The 19,369-nt window shown below is 42.5% G+C and carries 16 protein-coding genes; 14 read left to right on the top strand and 2 right to left on the bottom strand.

Annotated features, from left to right (window positions below; genetic code table 11):
* Positions 1-122 precede the first annotated feature (122 nt).
* Entirely contained in the window at positions 123-638 is a 516-nt protein-coding gene (locus AB685_RS13810; RefSeq protein WP_047971182.1) for an antibiotic biosynthesis monooxygenase, read from the bottom strand.
* 217 nt (positions 639-855) lie between these two features.
* Here AB685_RS13810 and AB685_RS13805 point away from each other — a divergent pair, with 217 nt between their 5' ends.
* The 8 genes from AB685_RS13805 (at position 856) to AB685_RS13770 (ending at position 12,777) form a co-directional block, all read left to right on the top strand.
* On the top strand, positions 856-2,997 hold the full coding sequence (locus tag AB685_RS13805; protein ID WP_047971400.1) for a PBP1A family penicillin-binding protein: 2,142 nt from the start codon (positions 856-858) through the stop codon (positions 2,995-2,997).
* Between the two features lie 43 nt (positions 2,998-3,040).
* The gene (locus AB685_RS29760; RefSeq protein WP_053073812.1) at positions 3,041-4,693 is read left to right on the top strand and encodes an ATP-binding protein; all 1,653 of its coding nucleotides are present in this window, start codon (positions 3,041-3,043) and stop codon (positions 4,691-4,693) included.
* Positions 4,694-4,816: 123 nt separating this feature from the next.
* The gene (gene hemE / locus AB685_RS13795; protein ID WP_047971181.1) at positions 4,817-5,857 is read left to right on the top strand and encodes a uroporphyrinogen decarboxylase; all 1,041 of its coding nucleotides are present in this window, start codon (positions 4,817-4,819) and stop codon (positions 5,855-5,857) included.
* A gap of 198 nt (positions 5,858-6,055) precedes the next feature.
* The gene (gene hemH / locus AB685_RS13790) at positions 6,056-6,997 is read left to right on the top strand and encodes a ferrochelatase (RefSeq protein ID WP_047971180.1); all 942 of its coding nucleotides are present in this window, start codon (positions 6,056-6,058) and stop codon (positions 6,995-6,997) included.
* A 25-nt stretch (positions 6,998-7,022) separates the two neighbouring features.
* Positions 7,023-8,456: a protoporphyrinogen oxidase gene (gene hemY / locus AB685_RS13785; RefSeq protein ID WP_047971179.1), complete on the top strand. Its 1,434-nt coding sequence runs from the start codon at positions 7,023-7,025 to the stop codon at positions 8,454-8,456.
* Between the two features lie 130 nt (positions 8,457-8,586).
* Positions 8,587-9,153, top strand: a complete 567-nt coding sequence (locus tag AB685_RS13780; protein WP_047971178.1) for a TetR/AcrR family transcriptional regulator — start codon at positions 8,587-8,589, stop codon at positions 9,151-9,153.
* Between the two features lie 73 nt (positions 9,154-9,226).
* Positions 9,227-11,431, top strand: coding sequence for a YhgE/Pip domain-containing protein (locus AB685_RS13775; protein WP_047971177.1), 2,205 nt, complete (start codon positions 9,227-9,229; stop codon positions 11,429-11,431).
* A 335-nt stretch (positions 11,432-11,766) separates the two neighbouring features.
* A complete protein-coding gene (locus tag AB685_RS13770) occupies positions 11,767-12,777 on the top strand; it encodes a LacI family DNA-binding transcriptional regulator (protein ID WP_047971176.1) in 1,011 nt (336 codons plus the stop codon).
* Between the two features lie 258 nt (positions 12,778-13,035).
* Here AB685_RS13770 and yhfH read toward each other — a convergent pair whose 3' ends face one another.
* Positions 13,036-13,170 (bottom strand): protein YhfH, encoded by a 135-nt coding sequence (gene yhfH / locus AB685_RS30375; RefSeq protein WP_082153627.1) that lies wholly within the window; start codon positions 13,168-13,170, stop codon positions 13,036-13,038.
* 153 nt (positions 13,171-13,323) lie between these two features.
* Here yhfH and AB685_RS13765 point away from each other — a divergent pair, with 153 nt between their 5' ends.
* From AB685_RS13765 to AB685_RS13740, 6 genes are all read left to right on the top strand, one after another.
* Positions 13,324-14,067, top strand: coding sequence for an MBL fold metallo-hydrolase (locus AB685_RS13765; RefSeq protein WP_047971175.1), 744 nt, complete (start codon positions 13,324-13,326; stop codon positions 14,065-14,067).
* Positions 14,067-15,053, top strand: a complete 987-nt coding sequence (locus AB685_RS13760) for a lipoate--protein ligase (protein ID WP_047971398.1) — start codon at positions 14,067-14,069, stop codon at positions 15,051-15,053. The genes AB685_RS13765 and AB685_RS13760 overlap by 1 nt, the downstream gene beginning before the upstream one ends.
* Before the next feature lie 370 nt (positions 15,054-15,423).
* The gene (locus tag AB685_RS13755; protein ID WP_047971397.1) at positions 15,424-16,974 is read left to right on the top strand and encodes a fatty acid--CoA ligase family protein; all 1,551 of its coding nucleotides are present in this window, start codon (positions 15,424-15,426) and stop codon (positions 16,972-16,974) included.
* 80 nt (positions 16,975-17,054) lie between these two features.
* On the top strand, positions 17,055-17,834 hold the full coding sequence (locus tag AB685_RS13750; RefSeq protein WP_047971174.1) for an enoyl-CoA hydratase-related protein: 780 nt from the start codon (positions 17,055-17,057) through the stop codon (positions 17,832-17,834).
* Positions 17,835-18,242: 408 nt separating this feature from the next.
* Positions 18,243-18,968, top strand: a complete 726-nt coding sequence (locus tag AB685_RS13745) for an AzlC family ABC transporter permease (protein ID WP_047971173.1) — start codon at positions 18,243-18,245, stop codon at positions 18,966-18,968.
* Complete coding sequence (locus AB685_RS13740; RefSeq protein WP_047971172.1) at positions 18,961-19,269, top strand: AzlD domain-containing protein; 309 nt, start codon at positions 18,961-18,963, stop codon at positions 19,267-19,269. Before AB685_RS13745 ends, AB685_RS13740 begins: the two co-directional genes overlap by 8 nt.
* Positions 19,270-19,369: the final 100 nt, after the last annotated feature.

Below are 19,369 nucleotides of genomic sequence, written 5' to 3'. Positions count from 1 at the left end.
GCTCAAGGTCGCCCCGTGGAAAGCGGAGCTATTTGCGGAAAGGAACAGCGGCGGTTAACCAAACAACTAATGATTTTTAGCTTAAAAAAGGACCAGGCGAGTTTTGCCCGGTTTTTCTTTGTTTAATCCTTTTCCGGCATTTCCGCAACATAGGTGGTTACATAGGAAGGGCGTGGGAAGATTTGTTGCTTCTGGTCTACCCCTTCGGAGGATCCGCGTTTTTCGTGTGCTTTATCATAAGCTTTTGACTCCTGCCATTTTTTGAAGTACTTTACATCCTCCCACAATGTCAAAATGACATACGTATCCGAACCAGTTGGACGCAATACACGAATAGCGGCAAAACCAGGCTCTTTTTCAATTAGACCTGCACGCTGACTGAAACGGTATTCAAACAATGGACGCCCTTCATCTGTAACGGGAATGTTATTCAGAACAGCAAATTTTCCATTTCCTAAATCCCCATTCGAGTCAAGGACTTCGAAGTTTTTGCCAGAGTTGAAGCTCGTCTGCTCGTTGGTTTCATGCATCAATACAGCATTATCCTCGCCGTACATCAACAATGACTCCCCATTATCTAGATTGTTTTTCAAGTCGTTCAAGTAATCGGTTGTACCGAATGTCATATAGAAATTCATCCTAATCCCTCTCCTTTATGTTTAATTTGTGCCATATAATTACAAAATAAGGTAAACTCGAGAAAAAATATGTAGAATAAGGTAGAATATAGGTGAATTAACCTTAAAAACAAACCTTACGTACTAATTATTCCCGTAACATAGGAGGAGGTAAACCACTTTGGAGAGATTTAGAGGAAAAAAACTATCAATTAAGAAGCTGAAGAACATCAAAACAATCTTATCTAAAAAATACTTCCTTATTCCTTTTATTTTTGCAAGTATTGCAGCTGTTGGCCTTTTTGGTTATATCTTCATCATTTTTTTAGGGGATTATGTTATAGATGAAAAGAAATTAATTATGGATTCCGCTACTACGATGGTAGATGAAAATGAAAACGAAATAGCTTCTCTCTTTTTTGAAAATAGGGAAATCGTTGAGATCAATAGAATTCCACAGCATGTTCAGCAAGCATTTGTTGCTGTGGAGGATAATCGTTTTTATGAACACAGAGGGATTGATGTCCGAGCAATCGGCAGGGCGGTTTATCGGGATGTTCTTGCAAGAAGCAAGGCTGAGGGAGGGAGCACTCTTACCCAGCAGTTGGCTAAAAATATATTTTTGACTAACGAAAAATCATGGCTTCGAAAAACAAAAGAGGCTGTTATTGCTATCAACCTTGAGCGAAGATACACTAAAAATGAAATAATGGAAATGTATTTGAATCAGATTTACTTTGGTCATGGTGCCTATGGGGTCCAAGCGGCATCTCAGCTTTATTTTAACAAGAATGTAGAAGACCTGACAGTCGAACAAGGGGCATTATTGGCTGCACTTCCGAAAGCGCCGAATGGCTATTCCCCCATCAATTATCCAGAGGAAGCGAAGAGTCGACGAGATCTTGTATTGCACCTAATGGAGAATCATGGTTACTTGGAAGCAGAAGAAGCGGTCGGATTGATGGGGAGAACACTGGGACTGGATATTGTTGAATCCCAGGAAAAACAGGCATACCTGACGTATATCGATATGGTGACCGAAGAGGCGGAAGAAAAGTACGGTCTTACCCCGGAAGAGCTACATAGAGGCGGATACAAAATTACAGTTCCCATGAACGTTGCTGCCCAGGATGCCGCATTCCAACGCTTTCAGGAAGATCAATATTTTCCAGGCACGACTGACAATGTCGAAGGTGCTTTTGTCATGATGAATCAGCACAATGGAGGAGTCATGGCTGTCATTGGTGGAAGAAATTATGTTACAAAGGGCATCAACAGAGTCAACATAACAAGACAGCCGGGATCTACGTTCAAGCCCTTAGCAGTCTATGCTCCTTTGCTCGAGGAAGGAAAGTATGAGCCTTACAGTCTTTTAAAGGACGAACTGCTTTCTTATGAAGACGGACAAGAAGTCTATAAACCAAGAAACTATCATCATCAATATAAAAAGGAAGTTACCATGTATGAAGCAATCAAAGATTCATTGAATGCTCCAGCAGTATGGGCATTAAATGAATTGGGAATTAATACGAGCAAAGATTATCTGAAAAAGATGGAGCTTTCCATTCCTGATAATGGTTTGGCCATTGCACTCGGAGGTCTGAAGGATGGAATTACTCCTTTGGATTTAACAAAGGCGTACCGTTCATTTGGCAACAACGGGAAAATAGTTGAACCTTTTTTTATTAAAGAAATAAAGACAAGGAAAGGCGTAGTGATAGCCAAGGCTAAAAAAGTGGAAAAGGAAGTCTTCAGTCCACAGACGGCATGGAATATGACACGAATGTTAGAAGGGGTTGTACGGGAAGGTACAGCCCGCAAAGGGGAATTGCAAGGAGAATTGGCAGGGAAAACTGGAACCACCAACTATCCCGGTGCAGATGGGGCGATCAAGGATACGTGGTTTGTCGGATACACACAGGATGTAATTGGAACGGTATGGATGGGCTATGATACGACTACAATTGATCAGCACTTAACGGCAGGAGGGGATTTTCCTACTAGGTTGCTGAAGGATATCTTGAAAGATGCCGAACTTGATAATGGAGAATTTTCGGTTCCAGTTGGTGTTACAGACCTGGAGGAGCCTATCACTTTACCTGAGAACACCAAATTGAATGGGGCGATGACATTTCATCCATTAAGTCTGTTCACCGTGAACCTCGAATGGACGGAAGCCGACGATGATCGAATAGTCTACCGAATATATTCTGTCGCTGGTGACAAGGAGATCCTGGTTAATGAAGTCTCAGGGGAAAATCAATATTCCATTAAAAATGTAAATGTTTTCAACGTACCAGAGTACTATGTTGTTCCATACAATACTCAAACAAAGAAAGAGGGCCAGCCCTCTGAACCATTGAAACCTTCGTTTAGATAGCGGAAAAAATGCTAGGAACGAACTGTTAGAGGAGAAGCAGGAGATGAATTTTAAACTAGGAACTATTTTAACTCGTTCTCTGACGAGTTTAAGGGAAGTCTGGCTCAATGAAAAAAGGATGAACAAGGAACAGGTTCATATTATTCATCAAAAAAACAAGCTGATGCTGGTTGTTTTTACAACCCTATTATTCCTGGATATATTGACAAATATATTTATATTTCCAGAAATATTGCCTGCCATTCTCATAACAGCAGGTACGGGATGTTTATTGGTAGGATACTTTGTGATGCGGCCAAAGCTTGCCAAGGTAGGGATGTATGTCACTGTATGTGCATCCTTTATTCCATTCTGGGTAGTTGCCTATCTGGATAAAGATGTTATCAACTTTTACTTTTTATCGATGCCATTGATTATGTCCTCTCTGTACAATCGCATTTTGCCTATATTAATATCCAGTTTTATCACTTGCATCACCTTATCTTTTTTTTATATAGACTATAGCGTTATTGTATTTTCGAACCATTTGAAAGTGGATGTGTTCTATTTCATCCTCTTTTCCATCTTTGTGACTATATTTCTACTGTTTTCCAGCAGGTTGACGGGAAGTCTCCTATTAAAGGCGGAAGAGAAAGAAAAGAGGACTTCTTTGGAATTGTTATCCACAAAAGAGTATCTGGAAGCGTATTTCAATAATACAACGGATGCGATCGGGGTGTATGACCTACAAGGGACCATATTAAAGGTCAATGGCTCCTTCGAGAAAATGTTCGAGGTGGTGGCAAAGGACGTAGTCGGCTTCAAAACCGGCTTTCTATCCTTTACATCGGAAAACTCATTGCGGGTATTCCTTAAAAAATTGAGTAATCAGAAGCAGCTGTCCTTTGAATTGTTAACCTCTACTAAAAGTGGTGGTCATATTGACGTAAGTATTACCGTTACTCCCGTGAAAAATAGTGATGGGGATATCCTTGCACTTGTTTTTCTTATGAAAGATGTAACAGATGAAAAGCGGACAGAGGAAGCACTGATGCAGTCAGAAAAGCTATCAGTGATTGGTGAGCTTGCAGCTGGAGTGGCACATGAAATCAGAAATCCAGTTACAGTGTTGAAGGGATTTGTACAACTGCTTTCCCAGGAAAGTAGAGAAAAAGAGTTTTATACAATCATGGACAAGGAACTGGAGCGCATCAATCAGATCACAAATGAATTTATGGCTTTAGCCAAACCACAGGCGATAAACTTTAAGAAACAAAACTTGAGGGAGCTTATCGAGGAGGTTTGCTTGTTTCTCGAAAGCGAAGCATTTATACACCAAGTGGTCATCGAAGTTGTCCATTTAGACGAATACATATGGTTGAACTGTGAACCAAATCAAATGAAACAAGTGCTGATCAATACGATAAAAAATGGGATGGAAGCAATGCCGGATGGGGGGAAAATCACTATACAAACAGAAATTGTGGACGGGTTTGCCCACCTGTTAATCAGGGATGAAGGTACTGGAATTCCTGAAGAAGTGGTTAATAAAGTTGGACAGCCTTTCTTTACGACAAAAGAGCAGGGAACGGGTCTTGGATTGATGGTTTCCATGAAAATTATTGAAAATCATGGTGGTCAATTAACGATCCACAGTGAAGAAAATAAAGGCTCAACTGTGGAGATTCTTCTGCCACATTCAAAGGAGTCCGAATAATCGTCTATTTTATGAACAATAAGCACTGATTCTATACTTTCCTATCATTTATAGGTATAGTGTAACATGACAGAAGTGTAACGTAATAAAAGCAGAAAAAGTCAGACGGAAGGGGTCATCATTGTGAATCAATCAAAATTTAATGATACATTTTTAAGAGCATGTAGAGGGGAGAAAACGGAGCATGTCCCATTATGGTATATGAGACAGGCTGGGCGTTCTCAACCCGAATACAGAAAAATCAAAGAGAAGTATTCTTTATTTGAAATCACTCATCAGCCGGAGCTATGTGCTTATGTTACAAAGCTGCCTGTAGATCAGTACAACGTGGATGCTGCCATTCTTTATAAGGATATCATGAGTCCCCTTCCTGCAATTGGTGTGGATGTTGAAATCAAATCCGGAATCGGTCCGGTCATCGACAACCCGATACGTACTGTCCAAGACGTTGAAAAGCTTGGAGAAATCAATCCGGAAGAAGATGTTCCCTATGTACTTGATACAATTAAACTATTAACAAAAGAACAGCTCGATGTTCCTTTGATCGGCTTTGCAGGTGCACCATTCACGCTTGCCTCCTATATGATTGAAGGCGGTCCATCCAAAAACTACAATAAAACGAAAGCATTCATGTATGCAGAACCGAAAGCATGGTTTGCATTAATGGACAAGCTTGCAGATATGACAATCACATATGTTCGTTCTCAAATTCATGCAGGTGCCAAAGCGATCCAGATTTTTGATAGCTGGGTTGGAGCATTAAATGTTGAAGACTACCGCTATTTCATCAAACCGGTAATGAACCGTATTTTTTCTTCGTTAAGAGAGGAAAATGTACCATTGATCATGTTTGGAGTCGGTGCAAGCCACCTGGCTAACGAATGGCACGACCTTCCACTTGATGTAGTGGGACTTGACTGGCGCTTGCCTATCTCAGAAGCAAGACAACGTGGAATCACAAAAACAGTGCAAGGTAACTTAGACCCAGCGATCCTGTTAGCACCTTGGGATGTAATTGAAGCAAAGGCCAAAGCAATCCTTGATCAAGGAATGCAACAACCAGGCTATATCTTCAACCTCGGTCACGGAGTATTCCCGGAAGTTAACCCGGACACTCTAAAACGTTTAGCAACATTCGTACATGACTATTCTTCTAATAAATAAGTCGTAAAAAGATATATAAGCTGTTGATTGGAGCACAGGGCGAAGACTCCGGCGGGAGGTAGCGCATAGTGGAGACCCCGCAGGCTTGCCGAGGAGGCTCCACAGGCGCCCCGCGGAAAGCGAAGCCCAGTGCGGTAATCCACAGCGACGTTTAACAAAGTACCAATATAAAAAACGACCAGAAAAGAGGTAAACTATATGTCAAAGAAAAAAATGGGCCTTTTGGTAATGGCATACGGTACACCATATAAAGAAGAAGATCTAGAACGCTACTATACACACATTCGCCATGGCAGAAAACCATCGGACGAAATGCTTCAGGACCTTCGCGACAGATACAACGCAATCGGTGGGATATCACCACTTGCACGAATCACCGAAGAACAGGCAAATGCACTTGGGGCACACTTGAACAACATCCAGGATGACATTGAATTTAAAGTCTATCTTGGGTTAAAGCATATTGAACCGTTCGTGGAAGATGCTGTCCAACAAATGAAAGAAGATGGAATACAAGAAGCGGTAAGCATCGTACTTGCCCCTCACTTCTCAACATTCAGCGTTAAATCTTATAATGGACGTGCGCAAGAAGAAGCTGAGAAGATTGATGGACCGTCCATCGTTTCTGTTGAAAGCTGGTATAACGAGCCAAAATTCATCCAATATTGGGTGGACCGCGTCAAAAAAACATTCGCTTCCATGAGTGGAGAAGAACGTGAAAAGGCAGTGCTGATTGTTTCAGCCCACAGCCTTCCAGAAAAAATCATTCAAATGGGTGATCCTTACCCAGATCAACTCCAAGAGACGGCAGACCTTATCGCTAAAGGTGCTGGAGTTAAAAACTATGAAATTGCATGGCAAAGTGAAGGGAACACACCTGATCCGTGGTTAGGCCCGGATGTGCAGGACATTACCCGTGACCTATACAAGGAGAAGGGCTATACCTCCTTCGTGTACACACCGGTAGGGTTCGTTTCCGATCATTTGGAAGTTTTATATGACAATGACTACGAGTGTAAGATTGTGACGGATGAGATCGGTGCCAAATACTATCGTCCGGAAATGCCAAATACGCAACCTGAATTTATAGATGCAATGGCTACAGTTGTATTGGAAGAATTAAAGAAAGTAACACAGTAAATCTAGAAAAGAAGGCGATGAAACCATGAATGAGGAGAAAAGAAGGGTTGTCATCATCGGTGGCGGCATCACTGGCCTTGCTGCCGCCTATTATCTTCAAAAGGAAAGCAAAGAAAAAAACCTTGATATAGATATTACCCTGATTGAAGCAAGCAACCGTCTTGGGGGAAAAATCCAAACTGTACAAAGAGACGGCTACACGATAGAACGCGGACCGGATTCCTTTCTAGCAAGAAAGTTGAGTGCCGGCCGTTTGGTAAAAGAAGTGGGACTTGAAGATCAACTGGTGCATAATTCGACGGGTAAGGCATACATCCTTCTTAAAGGGGAGCTTCACCCGATGCCAGAGGGGGCTGTAATGGGTATTCCCACAAAGCTCTCTCCATTTGTGACCACTGGTCTATTTTCTCCTATGGGGAAAATGCGAGCAGCTGCCGATCTGATTCTGCCGGCTTCCAACAATGGAGGGGAAGACCAATCCCTCGGTTCCTTCTTCAGAAGAAGACTTGGCAATGAAGTGGTGGAAAACCTGATTGAGCCATTATTATCCGGGATATATGCCGGAGATATTGATAAGCTCAGCTTGCAAGCCACGTTTCCTCAATTTCAGCAGGTGGAAGAGAAATACAGAAGCTTGATTTTAGGGATGAAACAGACAACTCCTAAACAAAAGCCGGTACCTGCACAAAAGAAAAAGGGCATGTTCCAGACGCTGCGTGGAGGACTTCAAACACTAGTTGATGCCATTGAGGAAAAACTGGGCAATGTGAACGTTTTGAAAGCAGTGAAAGTTGATAGTCTGGTGAAAAAAGGTGACAGTGGATACCAACTTTTCTTGAGTAATGGTACAACCATCGATTGCGATAGTGTCATCGTATCAACACCTCATCATACTATTGCAAACTTGATTAAGGAAGCGGACTATCTCGCGCCACTTCAAAATATGTCTTCCACATCTGTTGCTACCATTGCAATGGCCTTTGACGAATCAGCACTTAAACAGGACATTGATGGAACAGGTTTCGTCGTTTCAAGAAACAATGATTATACGATTACAGCTTGTACCTGGACCCATAAGAAATGGCCACACACAACACCGGAAGGAAAAGTGATCCTTCGCTGTTATGTTGGTAGAGTGGGAGAAGAAGCGATTGTCGACCAGAGTGACGAGGAAATCAAGAAAGTGGTGCTCGATGATCTCAACAAGATTATGGAGGTCGGTGCAGAACCGGAATTCACGATAGTTACACGTTGGAGAGAAGCGATGCCACAATATGCAGTTGGCCATAAACAGATGGTTCGTGAGATGAATGAGCGTTTAGCAGAAGACATGCCTGGTGTATATCTTGCAGGAAGTTCTTTTGAAGGTGTAGGGCTGCCTGACTGCATCGATTCCGGTGAAGCGGCAGTCAAAGCTGTACTATATAGTTTAAACAAAAAACCTGCTGTCCAGGTTTAACTAATCGGTTCAGTCGCCGGATAACAGCGACTGGGCCGTTTTTTCTTGCTTTCTAATCGCTTAGAAGATATAATGAGAACTTATTGACTGTAAATATCATTTGGTCAGTTTTTTAGAAAGGGGCAAACTAATGGATCGTAAACAGAGCATCCTTGAAGCGGCGTTAAAATCATTTTCGATGTTTGGATATAAAGCTACAACGATGGATCAGGTCGCAAAAATTGCAAATGTTGGAAAAGGGACCATCTATACCTTTTATTCCAATAAAGAAGAACTGTTCAGTGAAATTGTTGCTGGCATTTTAAAAGAAATGCAAGTAGTTGCAGATAGATCGATTGATCCTGAGCAATCCTTTTTTGAAAATGCGCATCGTGCACTTATCAGCTTACTTGATTTTCGCAGTGAACATCAATTAACCGTCAAACTGATTCAGGAAGAAAAGGAACTCGGAACCCGAGTAGTCAACCAGGAACTTAATCGATTGGAGCAAATGATCATTACTTTTATAAAAGAAAGAATTGAGAAGGCCATCGAAAAAGAGGAAATAAGAGAGTGTGACCCTGAAGTTACAGCCTTTCTGATGCTCAAACTCTATGTGGCTTTAGTAGTGGACTGGGAGGAGCATCACACACCTTTGTCAAAAGAGGAAATAGCAAATCTATTTGAATTGTATTTTATCAAAGGATTGTCAACCTGATGATCCTTACTATTTTATCAAAAAATGACCAGAAGACAAAATTGGTCATAATGTAATATGGAGGTAATATGTAATGAAAAGTGTACGATCTGAATGGAATGAATTACTGACCAATAAAAAGATTCTGATCCCAGTGATAGCTGTTCTATTAATTCCATTACTGTATAGTGGAATGTTTCTCTGGGCTTTCTGGGATCCCTATGAAAAACTGAATGAACTACCGGTAGCGGTGGTGAATTTGGATGAAGGTGCTGAATATGAAGAAAAAGAGTTAACAATCGGTGAAGACCTCGAGGAGAATCTCAGGCAGAATGACGGATTCAAATGGGAATTCGTTTCAAAGGATGAAGCATATGAAGGGCTGGACAAACAACACTTTTATATGGTGATTGAAATACCAAGTGATTTTTCCAGACGTGCTACCACGCTCATGGATGATACCCCATCTGCTTTAGAAATGAAATTTGTACCAAATGAAAGCTATAATTTTCTGTCTGCGCAGATTGGTTCTACAGCGGTGGAAAAAATAAAGGAAGAAGTGTCAAAAGAGCTGACAGGTACGTATGCAGAAGCAATGTTTGCCAATATGGAAACAATGGCAGAGGGTTACCAGCAGGCTGCAGATGGCACAAGTGAGTTAAATAATGGAGTTCACGAGTTGAGAGATGGCTCTGAAGCTTTAAAAAAAGGGTTGGAACAGGCGGCAGAAAAATCGATTGTTTTCCATAATGGAGTGGAACAAGCTTATTCCGGAGTGAAAGATATCCATAAAGGGAACCAGGAACTTTCTGCAGGGTTAGGTTTATTGGTAGAAGGCCATGAAAAACTTTCTTTAGGTTCAGACAGGCTTCAGGCAGGAGCAAAATCGCTTGACGACGGGTTGGCTGAAAGCAATGAAGGAATGACACGGTTGCTTGAAGCTCAAGAAGATCTTTCAAATGGAGCGGGCAGTCTGGCTGAAGGTTCCACAAAATTGACCTCTGGAATCTCAAAGCTAGAAGCAGGGTCGGCACAAGCTCGAGGACAAGCAGAGAAATTGAATCAGGGAATAGTTCAGCTACAACAATTACTCCAGCCAATGTTAGATCAAGCAAGTGAGGAACAAAAAGTGGCAATAAATACTTATATGGAGGAGCTCACTAATGGAAGCAGCCAATTCTCCCAAGGGTTAGTGGAACTCGAGCAGGGAGCGTCCGAACTTAATGAAGGAGCTAATTCATTAGAACAAAACGTTAAGAAGTTTGCAGATGGACAAAAGAGGTTAAACGCTGGCCTCTCAGAAATGGCAGAGGGCTCCAAACGAATAGCTGCTGGTTCATCGGAACTTCTTAAGGGCCAGACAGAATTCAACCAAGGACTATCAAAGTTTGGTAGTAAATTGGGAGAGGCAAATGGAGGCAGCGTAAAGCTTGCAGAAGGTTCCGGGCAGCTTTTAGCAGGAATGCAACAGCTTGACGGAGGATCCCGGCAATTTCAACAGGGTACAAAAGAGTTGGCAGAAGGATCAAGTAAAATCACATCAGGACTAACGGAAGTCGGGGATGGAACAGAAGAGTTGCAAGGGAAATTGAGGGATGCATCAGAAAAATCCAGCTCGATTAAAGGAACTGAACAGACATACGATATGATTTCTGAGCCGGTGAAAGTGAAATCTGAAGTCGAAAATGGAGTGCCCAACTATGGAACAGGCTTTGCTCCTTACTTTTTATCACTTGGCTTGTTTGTTGGTGCACTGTTATTATCCATTGTTTATCCAATGCGTGAGCCTGCAGGCGTTCCTAAATCAGGAACAGCCTGGTTTACTGGAAAAGTAGCTGTACTTTCAGTGGTAGGTATTCTGCAAGCATTACTTGCAGATGCAGTTCTTTTAGTAGGGTTAGGGGTGGAAGTGAAAAGCCTGCCTCTGTTTATATTCTTCAGCATCATTACATCATTCACCTTTATTGCATTGGTGCAATTTTTGGTGACAACGCTTGGAGACCCTGGGCGTTTTGTGGCGATACTGATATTGATTCTGCAGTTGACAACAAGTGCTGGGACTTTCCCGCTGGAACTGATTCCGGATGCGCTTCAACCGTTCAATCTTTTATTGCCGATGACCTATTCCGTTTCAGGCTTCAAGGCCGTCATTTCAAGCGGTGATATCGAATTCATGTGGGAGAACGTCTGGATATTAAGCGGATTTATGTTTGTCATGCTTGTAGGTACTTGGGCTTATTTTGCTTATAGGTTCAAAAAGAATGATAGATTGATAGATAACTCAGTTTCTATTGAATAGTTGTGATGACCGGAGTCCTGTGGGCTCCGGTTTTGATATAGGATAATGTTGATCCTTAGCAATTCTAGCTGGTGATTGGAGCGAAAGGCGAAGACTCCGGCGGGAGATAGCGCTTGGTGGAGACCCCGCAGGCTTGCCGAGGAGGCTCCAGCAGCGCCCCGAGGAAAGCAACAGCGGTGTTTAACAATCCAAAAAATGCTTTCAAAAAAATAGATTTAAGTTTAAATTGTAAAATTTTTATTGAAAACACTTACATTTCCTTTTATACTAGTAGTTATGAAAACGATTTCAAACGTTCTACTAACATATCAATTTCAGCTAAGGTGGCGAGACTCGTGGCAACAATAGAAGATGTAGCAAAACTTGCAGGGTTATCGAGGACCACTGTTTCCCGTGTCATTAATAACCACCCGTATGTGTCGGAAAAGAAACGTGTACTTGTATCGAACGCAATGAGTGAACTTGGGTATGTTCCAAATTCATCTGCAAGAAGTTTGCGAAGTCAGAAGACGGAAATGGTGGCGTTATTAATTCCACGTGTGATGAATCCATTTTTCAGTGAGCTGATTGAACGAATGGAAATGGCCGCTGCGGAAAATGGTTACCAACTGATCATCTGTCAGACGAAGTATTCCAAGAAAAAGGAACTAGATTACTTGAACTTGTTGAAAACGAGACAGGTAGACGGAATCATACTTTCTTCCATACAAAATGACTGGAATATAATAGAACCGTTTTTAGAATATGGCCCAATCGTTTTATGCAATGAGTTTGAAGAAGAAGCAGAAGTGCCATCTGTAAGGCTTGACCAGACGTATGGAGGATACATATCCACCAAGCATCTTTTGGATCTTGGCCATCGGAAGATCGCCTATTGTACTGGGGGCTACAAAAGCAATGTTGCCAAAAGCAGGGAGGCAGGCTTTCGAAAAGCGCTGGCAGAATTCAAGGTGGAATTTCGGGAAGAGTTTTCCTTCCGTGACGCCTTTACCATCGAGGACGGTAGAAGGGTTTTCCGGGAGATTTTGGAGTTGGAGGATAAACCAAATGCCATTTTTACAGGCGGGGATGAGGTTGCTGCTGGTATCATTTCAGAGGCAAAACGCTCAGGCTGGAAAGTTCCAGAGGACCTTGCAGTAGTAGGCTTTGACAACCAGGCAATTACGGAACTAGTGGAGCCGACCATCACCACGGTGTATCAACCGATTGATGAAATGGCCCGCAAGGCATTTCAGGTGATGATGGAAAAGGTCCGGTCCAAGCGATACCGCCACAAGGAAGTATATGAATATGATCTCGAACTCATCGTTCGGGAATCAACGGTCAAACAAGGGGTTTACGTATAGAATAGAGGAAAAGAGCACTTATGGGGATGAGTGCTCTTTTTGTTATTAGCGATAAAGTTTGACGTTCCTTTGCGCTGCAGTCACTCGCTTTCCGCGGGGCGGTGCTTGAGCCTCCTCACAACGCTTCAGGGGTCTCAAGTCTACCGCTATCTCCCGCCGGAGTCGAGTGCCTTCCGCTCCAATCCACTCTTTTGTTTCAATAAAAAAACAGGGAACCTGCTATGAATCTAGCAAATTCCCTGACTTCTATTTACATAATTATTTTAATTGACCTGACATACACTCATTGCATTGGTTGCCGTAGCATTCGTGCTGCTCATCCATTGTCTTTTTGCATTCTACACATTTTTTAGGTGGTAAGGTTTTAAAAAATTCTGTACTTTTAATCAACATGTTATCACCCTCCGTTTTCTTATTTATTGTTATTGTATTATAACAGAACTTGTCCTGTCAACATCTGTTTTAACACAACTAATCAAAATAGGAAATTGGGCAGGGATATGGTAGACTTGATTCTGGAAACCAAAAGAAGGGTGATGTATAGCCATGAAGCTTACTGTGGTAGGGTTTTGGGGAGGATATCCGGCTGTTAATAGTGCGACATCGGGGTATTTGGTCGAGCATGAGAATTTTAAATTACTGATTGATTGCGGAAGTGGTGTATTAGCACAGCTTCAAAATTACATAGAAGTAACAGATCTCGATGCCGTCATTTTATCGCATTACCATCATGATCATGTAGCTGACATCGGGCCATTGCAATTTGCCAGACTGATTTCGTTTTATATGGGAAAAACAGTGACACAGCTTCACATCTACGGGCATCAGGAGGACATGAAAGGGTTTGCGGCACTTGATCATAAAGAATACACAAAAGGGATTGCCTACGATCCATCCAAAGCATTAAAGGTAGGCCCGTTCACAATAGAATTTCTGAAAACCACCCACCCTGTACCTTGTTATGCCATGAAGGTATCCACTGAAGAAGGATCATTTGTGTACACGGCAGATACTAGTTATCAAGAATCGTTCATTCCTTTTACTAAAGGAGCAGATTTACTCATCTGTGAGTGTAATCTCTATGCCCACCAAAACGGCCAGGCCGCTGGGCATATGAACAGCCATGATGCTGCAAAGGTAGCAAAAGGTGCTGAGGTGCCGGAATTGCTGCTCACACATCTACCCCATTTCGGAACAGTTGATCAGTTGGTGGAAGAAGCCGCAACCATCTTTAAAGGGAAGATTGCATTAGCACATAAAGGATATATATGGGGGAGTGGAAAGAAATGATGCTTTTTATAGATAATCATGGAATAACCGATCCAAGGATAAACTTGGCGATTGAAGAGTATGCATTGAAAAACTTGAACATTGAAGATACATATCTACTGTTCTATATAAATGAACCGTCCATTATCATCGGGAAAAACCAGAACAGTGTTGAGGAAATCAGTACGAAGTATGTGGAAGACAATGGCATTCATGTGGTGCGCCGGCTTTCCGGTGGAGGAGCGGTCTATCATGATCACGGAAACCTGAATTTCAGCTTCATCACAAAAGATGACGGAGAGAGCTTCCATAACTTCAAAAAATTTACCGCTCCTGTTGTTGAAGCGTTGAGAAGTCTTGGCGTCGAGGCGGAGATGAGCGGGCGGAATGATATTCTTGCAGAAGGACGCAAGATTTCCGGAAATGCCCAGTTTTCTACGAAGGGCCGTATGTTCAGTCATGGAACGTTGTTGTTTGATTCTGAGATTGAGCATGTCGTGTCCGCCCTGAATGTGAAAAAAGACAAAATAGAATCCAAAGGGATAAAGTCGATCCGCAGCCGTGTGGCAAATATTAAAGAGTTCCTGTCAGAGGATATCACTATCGAACAGTTCCGTCAGCTTCTGTTGGAAGCAATATTCAAGTCAAAGGATATACCTAAGTATGAATTGACAGAAGATGATTGGAAAAACATTCACGAGCTTTCCAAAGAACGGTACCAGAACTGGGATTGGAATTATGGGAAGTCACCTAAGTTCAACCTGCAACATTCTCATCGTTTTCCTGTGGGTCAGATTGATATTCGCCTTGATGTAACAAAAGGGAAGATTGAAAATTGTAAAATATATGGTGACTTCTTCGGTGTAGGGGATGTGACTGAGGTTGAGAACTTGGTTTCCGGTGTGAAGTATGAGAAGGCGGAAATTGCACAGGCTTTAGAAGGAATAGATGTGAAACATTATTTTGGAAATATTACCAGAGATGAATTGATTGATTTGATATATTAATTTTGTAAGCAGGGAGAGTGGGGAATTCCTGCTCTTTTTTTATATTAAACTAACTTTAAACGCCGCTGTTGATATCCACAATAGGCTACGCTTTCCGCGGGGCGACCTTGAGCCTCCTCAGCAAGCCTGTGGGGTCTCAAGATTGTCGCTACTCCCCCGCAGGAGTCTACGCCTTTTGCTCCAATCAACAGCTAGAAACCAACTCATAATCTACCATTTTAATAGAGCTTTATATCAAAATATTTTATCAGAAAATTTTAATTTTATCGACATAATTTAATGACAGATATCTAGCAATCTACTATAATGGATAATGGGAGATTTATGAATGGTCATTCATTCAATTTTAGTCGAAGGGGAGATGAAAAACTTGAATATTTCATCGCAATTGGCACTAACTGCAAAAACGAATCCGATGAAAGAAGCATATATTTTTGAAGGGGATTCAAAAACATATGCAGAATTGAACGCTGCCATCAATGCATTTGCAACTGGGCTTGAAGGAATGGGAATCAAACAGGGAGATCATATCGGGCTTGTTGTAGGGAATTCTCCATACTTTGTCATTGGGCTATATGGAGCTGCGCGAATTGGGGCAACCGTTATTCCTATCAATCCAATTTATACTCCAGACGAACTTACTTACATTCTTAGAGATGGCGACGTGAAAGTCATCATCACCTTAGACCTTCTTGTTCCGCTTTTTGAAAAGCTTCATGCACACCTGCCAATGACTGAGCATTACATTATTTGTGAAACACCGGACGGAAAAGAGAAAGTGAAGGATTTTCCTATTGAACAACTTTCAGTCTATCCAAAATTGAAATCGTTTACATCCATCATGGCTTCTGGAAGCTTTACATATGTAGGACCGGAGCTGAAGGAGGAGGATGTGGCAGTTATCCTTTACACCTCAGGTACTACCGGCAAACCAAAAGGCGCGATGCTAACACATAAGAACCTTTATCGAAATGCCAAAGATTCTGCCGACTTCCTGAAAATCAACGAAGGAGATAAAGTTGTTGCAACCCTGCCGATGTTCCATGTGTTCTGCTTGACAGTTGCCCTCAATGCACCATTGATGAATGGAGCAACTGTCATTATCGTACCAAGATTCAGCCCACAGGCCATCTTTGATGTAGTGAAAGAATACAAAGCGACCGTATTTGCAGGAGTGCCGACAATGTACAATTTCCTGTTGCAGTCCCCAGGAGAAGTGGATGACCTTAAATCCTTGCGTCTATGTATTTCCGGCGGAGCATCTATGCCTGTTGCCCTGCTGAAGAATTTCGAAAAGAAATACAATGTCATCATCTCTGAAGGCTATGGTCTATCGGAAGCATCTCCGGTAACATGCTTCAATCCATTGGACAAGCCCCGTAAAGCAGGATCTATTGGAACGACCATTGTAAACATAGAGAATAAAGTGGTGAACGAACTAGGTGAGGAAGTGGCTCCAGGGGAAGTGGGAGAGCTTGTTGTCCGCGGACCGAATGTCATGAAAGGCTACTACAAAATGCCGGAAGAGACGGCTGTTGCCATCAAGGATGGATGGCTATACACAGGCGATCTTGCCAAAATGGACGAAGAAGGCTATTTCTATATCGTCGATCGCAAAAAAGACATGATTATCGTCGGTGGCTACAATGTCTACCCACGTGAAGTAGAAGAAGTTCTGTACAGCCATGAAAACGTGGTGGAAGTGGCAGTTGTCGGCGTGCCTGACCCTCAGTTTGGTGAAGCGATAAAGTGTTTTGTCGTAACAAACAGCACAATAAATGAGCAGGAATTACTTGGATACTGTAACGAGCGTCTGGCCAAGTATAAGGTTCCATCTTCCATCGAGTTCCTTGAAGAGCTTCCGAAGAATACAACTGGAAAAATCTTACGAAGAGCGTTAAAAGAAAAACTTGGTGTATAAAGGATTTTTGCTCTCTTTAGAGAATGTATAAAATAGCGAAATTTGTAACCGCTAACAATCTAGAAGGGAGACTGACAGACTTGAGTTATATTGGATTAGAGGTAAAAGATTATTTAGCAACTGTAACGCTCAATCGCCCCGATGCGATGAACGCGTTTAATTATGATATGTTAATGGAATTGGGAAATGTCGCCGAGGAGCTTCGCACAAATGCCGACGTGCGTGTGGTAGTGATAACTGCTGCAGGGGAGAAGGCGTTCAGTGTCGGTGCGGACCTTAAGGAAAGAAGAGGGCTTACTGAACAGCAGGTTAGGCGAAATGTCTACAAAATCGGAGATGTATTCAACCGGATTGCCGACCTACCGCAGCCAACGATTGCAGCCATCAATGGCTACGCCTTTGGAGGCGGGATGGAGCTTCTGCTAGCCTGTGACTTCCGTGTGACGGCGCGTGAAGTGAAAATGGGATTGACTGAAACCAGTCTGGCCATCATTCCTGGTGCTGGTGGAACCCAGCGCCTGCCCCGTATTATTGGTGAAGCGAAAGCAATGGAGCTGATACTGACGGCACGCCGTTTTACCGGGGAAGAGGCGAGTGGGTTCGGTCTAATTACAAGATTGGTAGAGGAACCATCCCATGTGTTGGATGGGGCCATGGAGCTTGCCCATGAGATGCTGAAAAATGGACCAGTTGCTGTGCAGCAAGCGAAGTTCGCCATCCGACAAGGAATGGGTGTGGATATGCAGACAGGCTTGCAAATTGAGCGTAAAGCATATGAAGTCATCATTCCTACGGAGGATCGCGTGGAAGCGCTTGTTGCGTTCGGGGAGAAACGAGCGCCGGAATTTAAGGGGAAATAAATAGTTTGTTTGCTTTTGTACTCTCTCTTCTGTTTGAAGGGGGAGTTTTTAATAGGCTCTTTTCTCAAGGCTCTTTTCTCAAAGATTGTTGCTATTCGCCAGTAAAAAGTCGGCAATTGGACTTTTTACAAGAAAAATCGGCCTTTGGATTTTTCACTGCTTATCTACTCTAAAACAGGCATGCGAGATATTCTGTACACCTAAGAAAAGAGCGCGACAGCAAGGAATATAATGGTTGGTTTGATAAATACGAAAAAACAACAAAGTTTACGAAAACAGCTTTTTAATAGGAGAAAAATAATCGGATGATACGAATTTGTCTCGCATTTCGAAATACCCTTTACATACCCAGCGATCTACTAGTATATTTATAAATAATTCAATTTACTAGTATAGGAGAAATGCACAGTGGCAACCACTATCGCAACTAGAAATACCTCTTCTTTTCGAAATGGATTGCAGGCTGGTGTCAGTATAGCAATCGGCTACATACCAATCGCCATTACGTTCGGACTCTTGGCAAAGTCCGCGGGCTTGACGGTCTCGGAAACAGTACTAATGAGCTTGCTCGTTTTTGCCGGAGCGGCACAATATATGTCTCTGAATATGATTGTACTGGGGTCGGGAGTATTTGAAATTGTCATGACCACTTTTATTCTGAACATCCGCCATTTCCTGATGAGCGCTTCCTTGAACGAAAAGGTGGAAGAGGAGAACCTTTGGAAAAAATCACTTTACTCTTTTGGAATTACAGATGAAACGTTTTCTGTCACGGCTACCAAAGAGGATAGCATCCAGACAGGTTATATGTTCGGTGTCATCCTGATCGCCTATTCCAGTTGGGTGGTCAGCTCAGGAGTAGGGCATGTTATTGGAAGCAGTCTGCCGGCATCTCTGCAGGAGAGTATGGCTGTTGCCCTTTATGCCATGTTTGTTGGCTTGTTGATGCCGTCTTTGAAAAAGCATCGGAAAGTGGTTGTTCTCGCTGGGACTGCCGCTATCCTCAATTCTGTGTTTTCACTTGTACTCGGTATAGCAGCAGGATGGTCTATCGTACTTGCAACCATCACAAGTGCTGTAGGAATTGAGATTTTATTTAGCAAATGGTCGAAGGAGGAGAATAGAAATGAATAGCACCATTATCATCATGATTGTGGGGATGGCTGTCGTTACCTACCTTCCGAGGATGATTCCTTTTGTCATGTTCCAAGGCAAGGAGTTGCCTCCATTCGTCCAGAGCGTATTGAAAAATGTTCCCTATGCTACATTAGGAGCGCTTATTGTTCCAGGGATCTTTCTTATCAATGAAGATATCATGTATGGGGTAATCGGGGCAGCTGTGGCTTTCATTGTCGCCTATTTCGGTGCTAATGTCATTCTGGTTGTCATCAGTGCCATCGCAGCATTGAGTGTATATTCCTGGATGGTTGGTTAACAAAGAAAAACCGGGCAAAACCCGTCCGGTACTTTTAAGTTACATGTTAGGTTAATCACCGCTGTTCCTTTCCGCAAATGGTTGCGCTTTCCACGGGGCG

The sequence above is a fragment of the Bacillus sp. LL01 genome (genome assembly GCF_001037965.1).
Note: the sequence above shows the minus strand (reverse complement) of the source record. Positions and strands in the feature narration are given on the sequence as shown.

What these genes read in the sequence shown, in the direction of transcription:
- AB685_RS29760 (WP_053073812.1), top strand. Translation starts at nt 3,041, where the DNA reads ATGAATTTTAAACTAGGAACTATTTTAACTCGTTCTCTGACGAGTTTA.
- AB685_RS13775 (WP_047971177.1), top strand. Translation starts at nt 9,227, where the DNA reads ATGAAAAGTGTACGATCTGAATGGAATGAATTACTGACCAATAAAAAG.
- AB685_RS13810 (WP_047971182.1), bottom strand. Translation starts at nt 638, where the DNA reads ATGAATTTCTATATGACATTCGGTACAACCGATTACTTGAACGACTTG.
- AB685_RS13740 (WP_047971172.1), top strand. Translation starts at nt 18,961, where the DNA reads ATGAATAGCACCATTATCATCATGATTGTGGGGATGGCTGTCGTTACC.
- yhfH (WP_082153627.1), bottom strand. Translation starts at nt 13,170, where the DNA reads ATGTTGATTAAAAGTACAGAATTTTTTAAAACCTTACCACCTAAAAAA.
- hemH (WP_047971180.1), top strand. Translation starts at nt 6,056, where the DNA reads ATGTCAAAGAAAAAAATGGGCCTTTTGGTAATGGCATACGGTACACCA.
- AB685_RS13765 (WP_047971175.1), top strand. Translation starts at nt 13,324, where the DNA reads ATGAAGCTTACTGTGGTAGGGTTTTGGGGAGGATATCCGGCTGTTAAT.
- AB685_RS13780 (WP_047971178.1), top strand. Translation starts at nt 8,587, where the DNA reads ATGGATCGTAAACAGAGCATCCTTGAAGCGGCGTTAAAATCATTTTCG.
- AB685_RS13760 (WP_047971398.1), top strand. Translation starts at nt 14,067, where the DNA reads ATGCTTTTTATAGATAATCATGGAATAACCGATCCAAGGATAAACTTG.
- hemY (WP_047971179.1), top strand. Translation starts at nt 7,023, where the DNA reads ATGAATGAGGAGAAAAGAAGGGTTGTCATCATCGGTGGCGGCATCACT.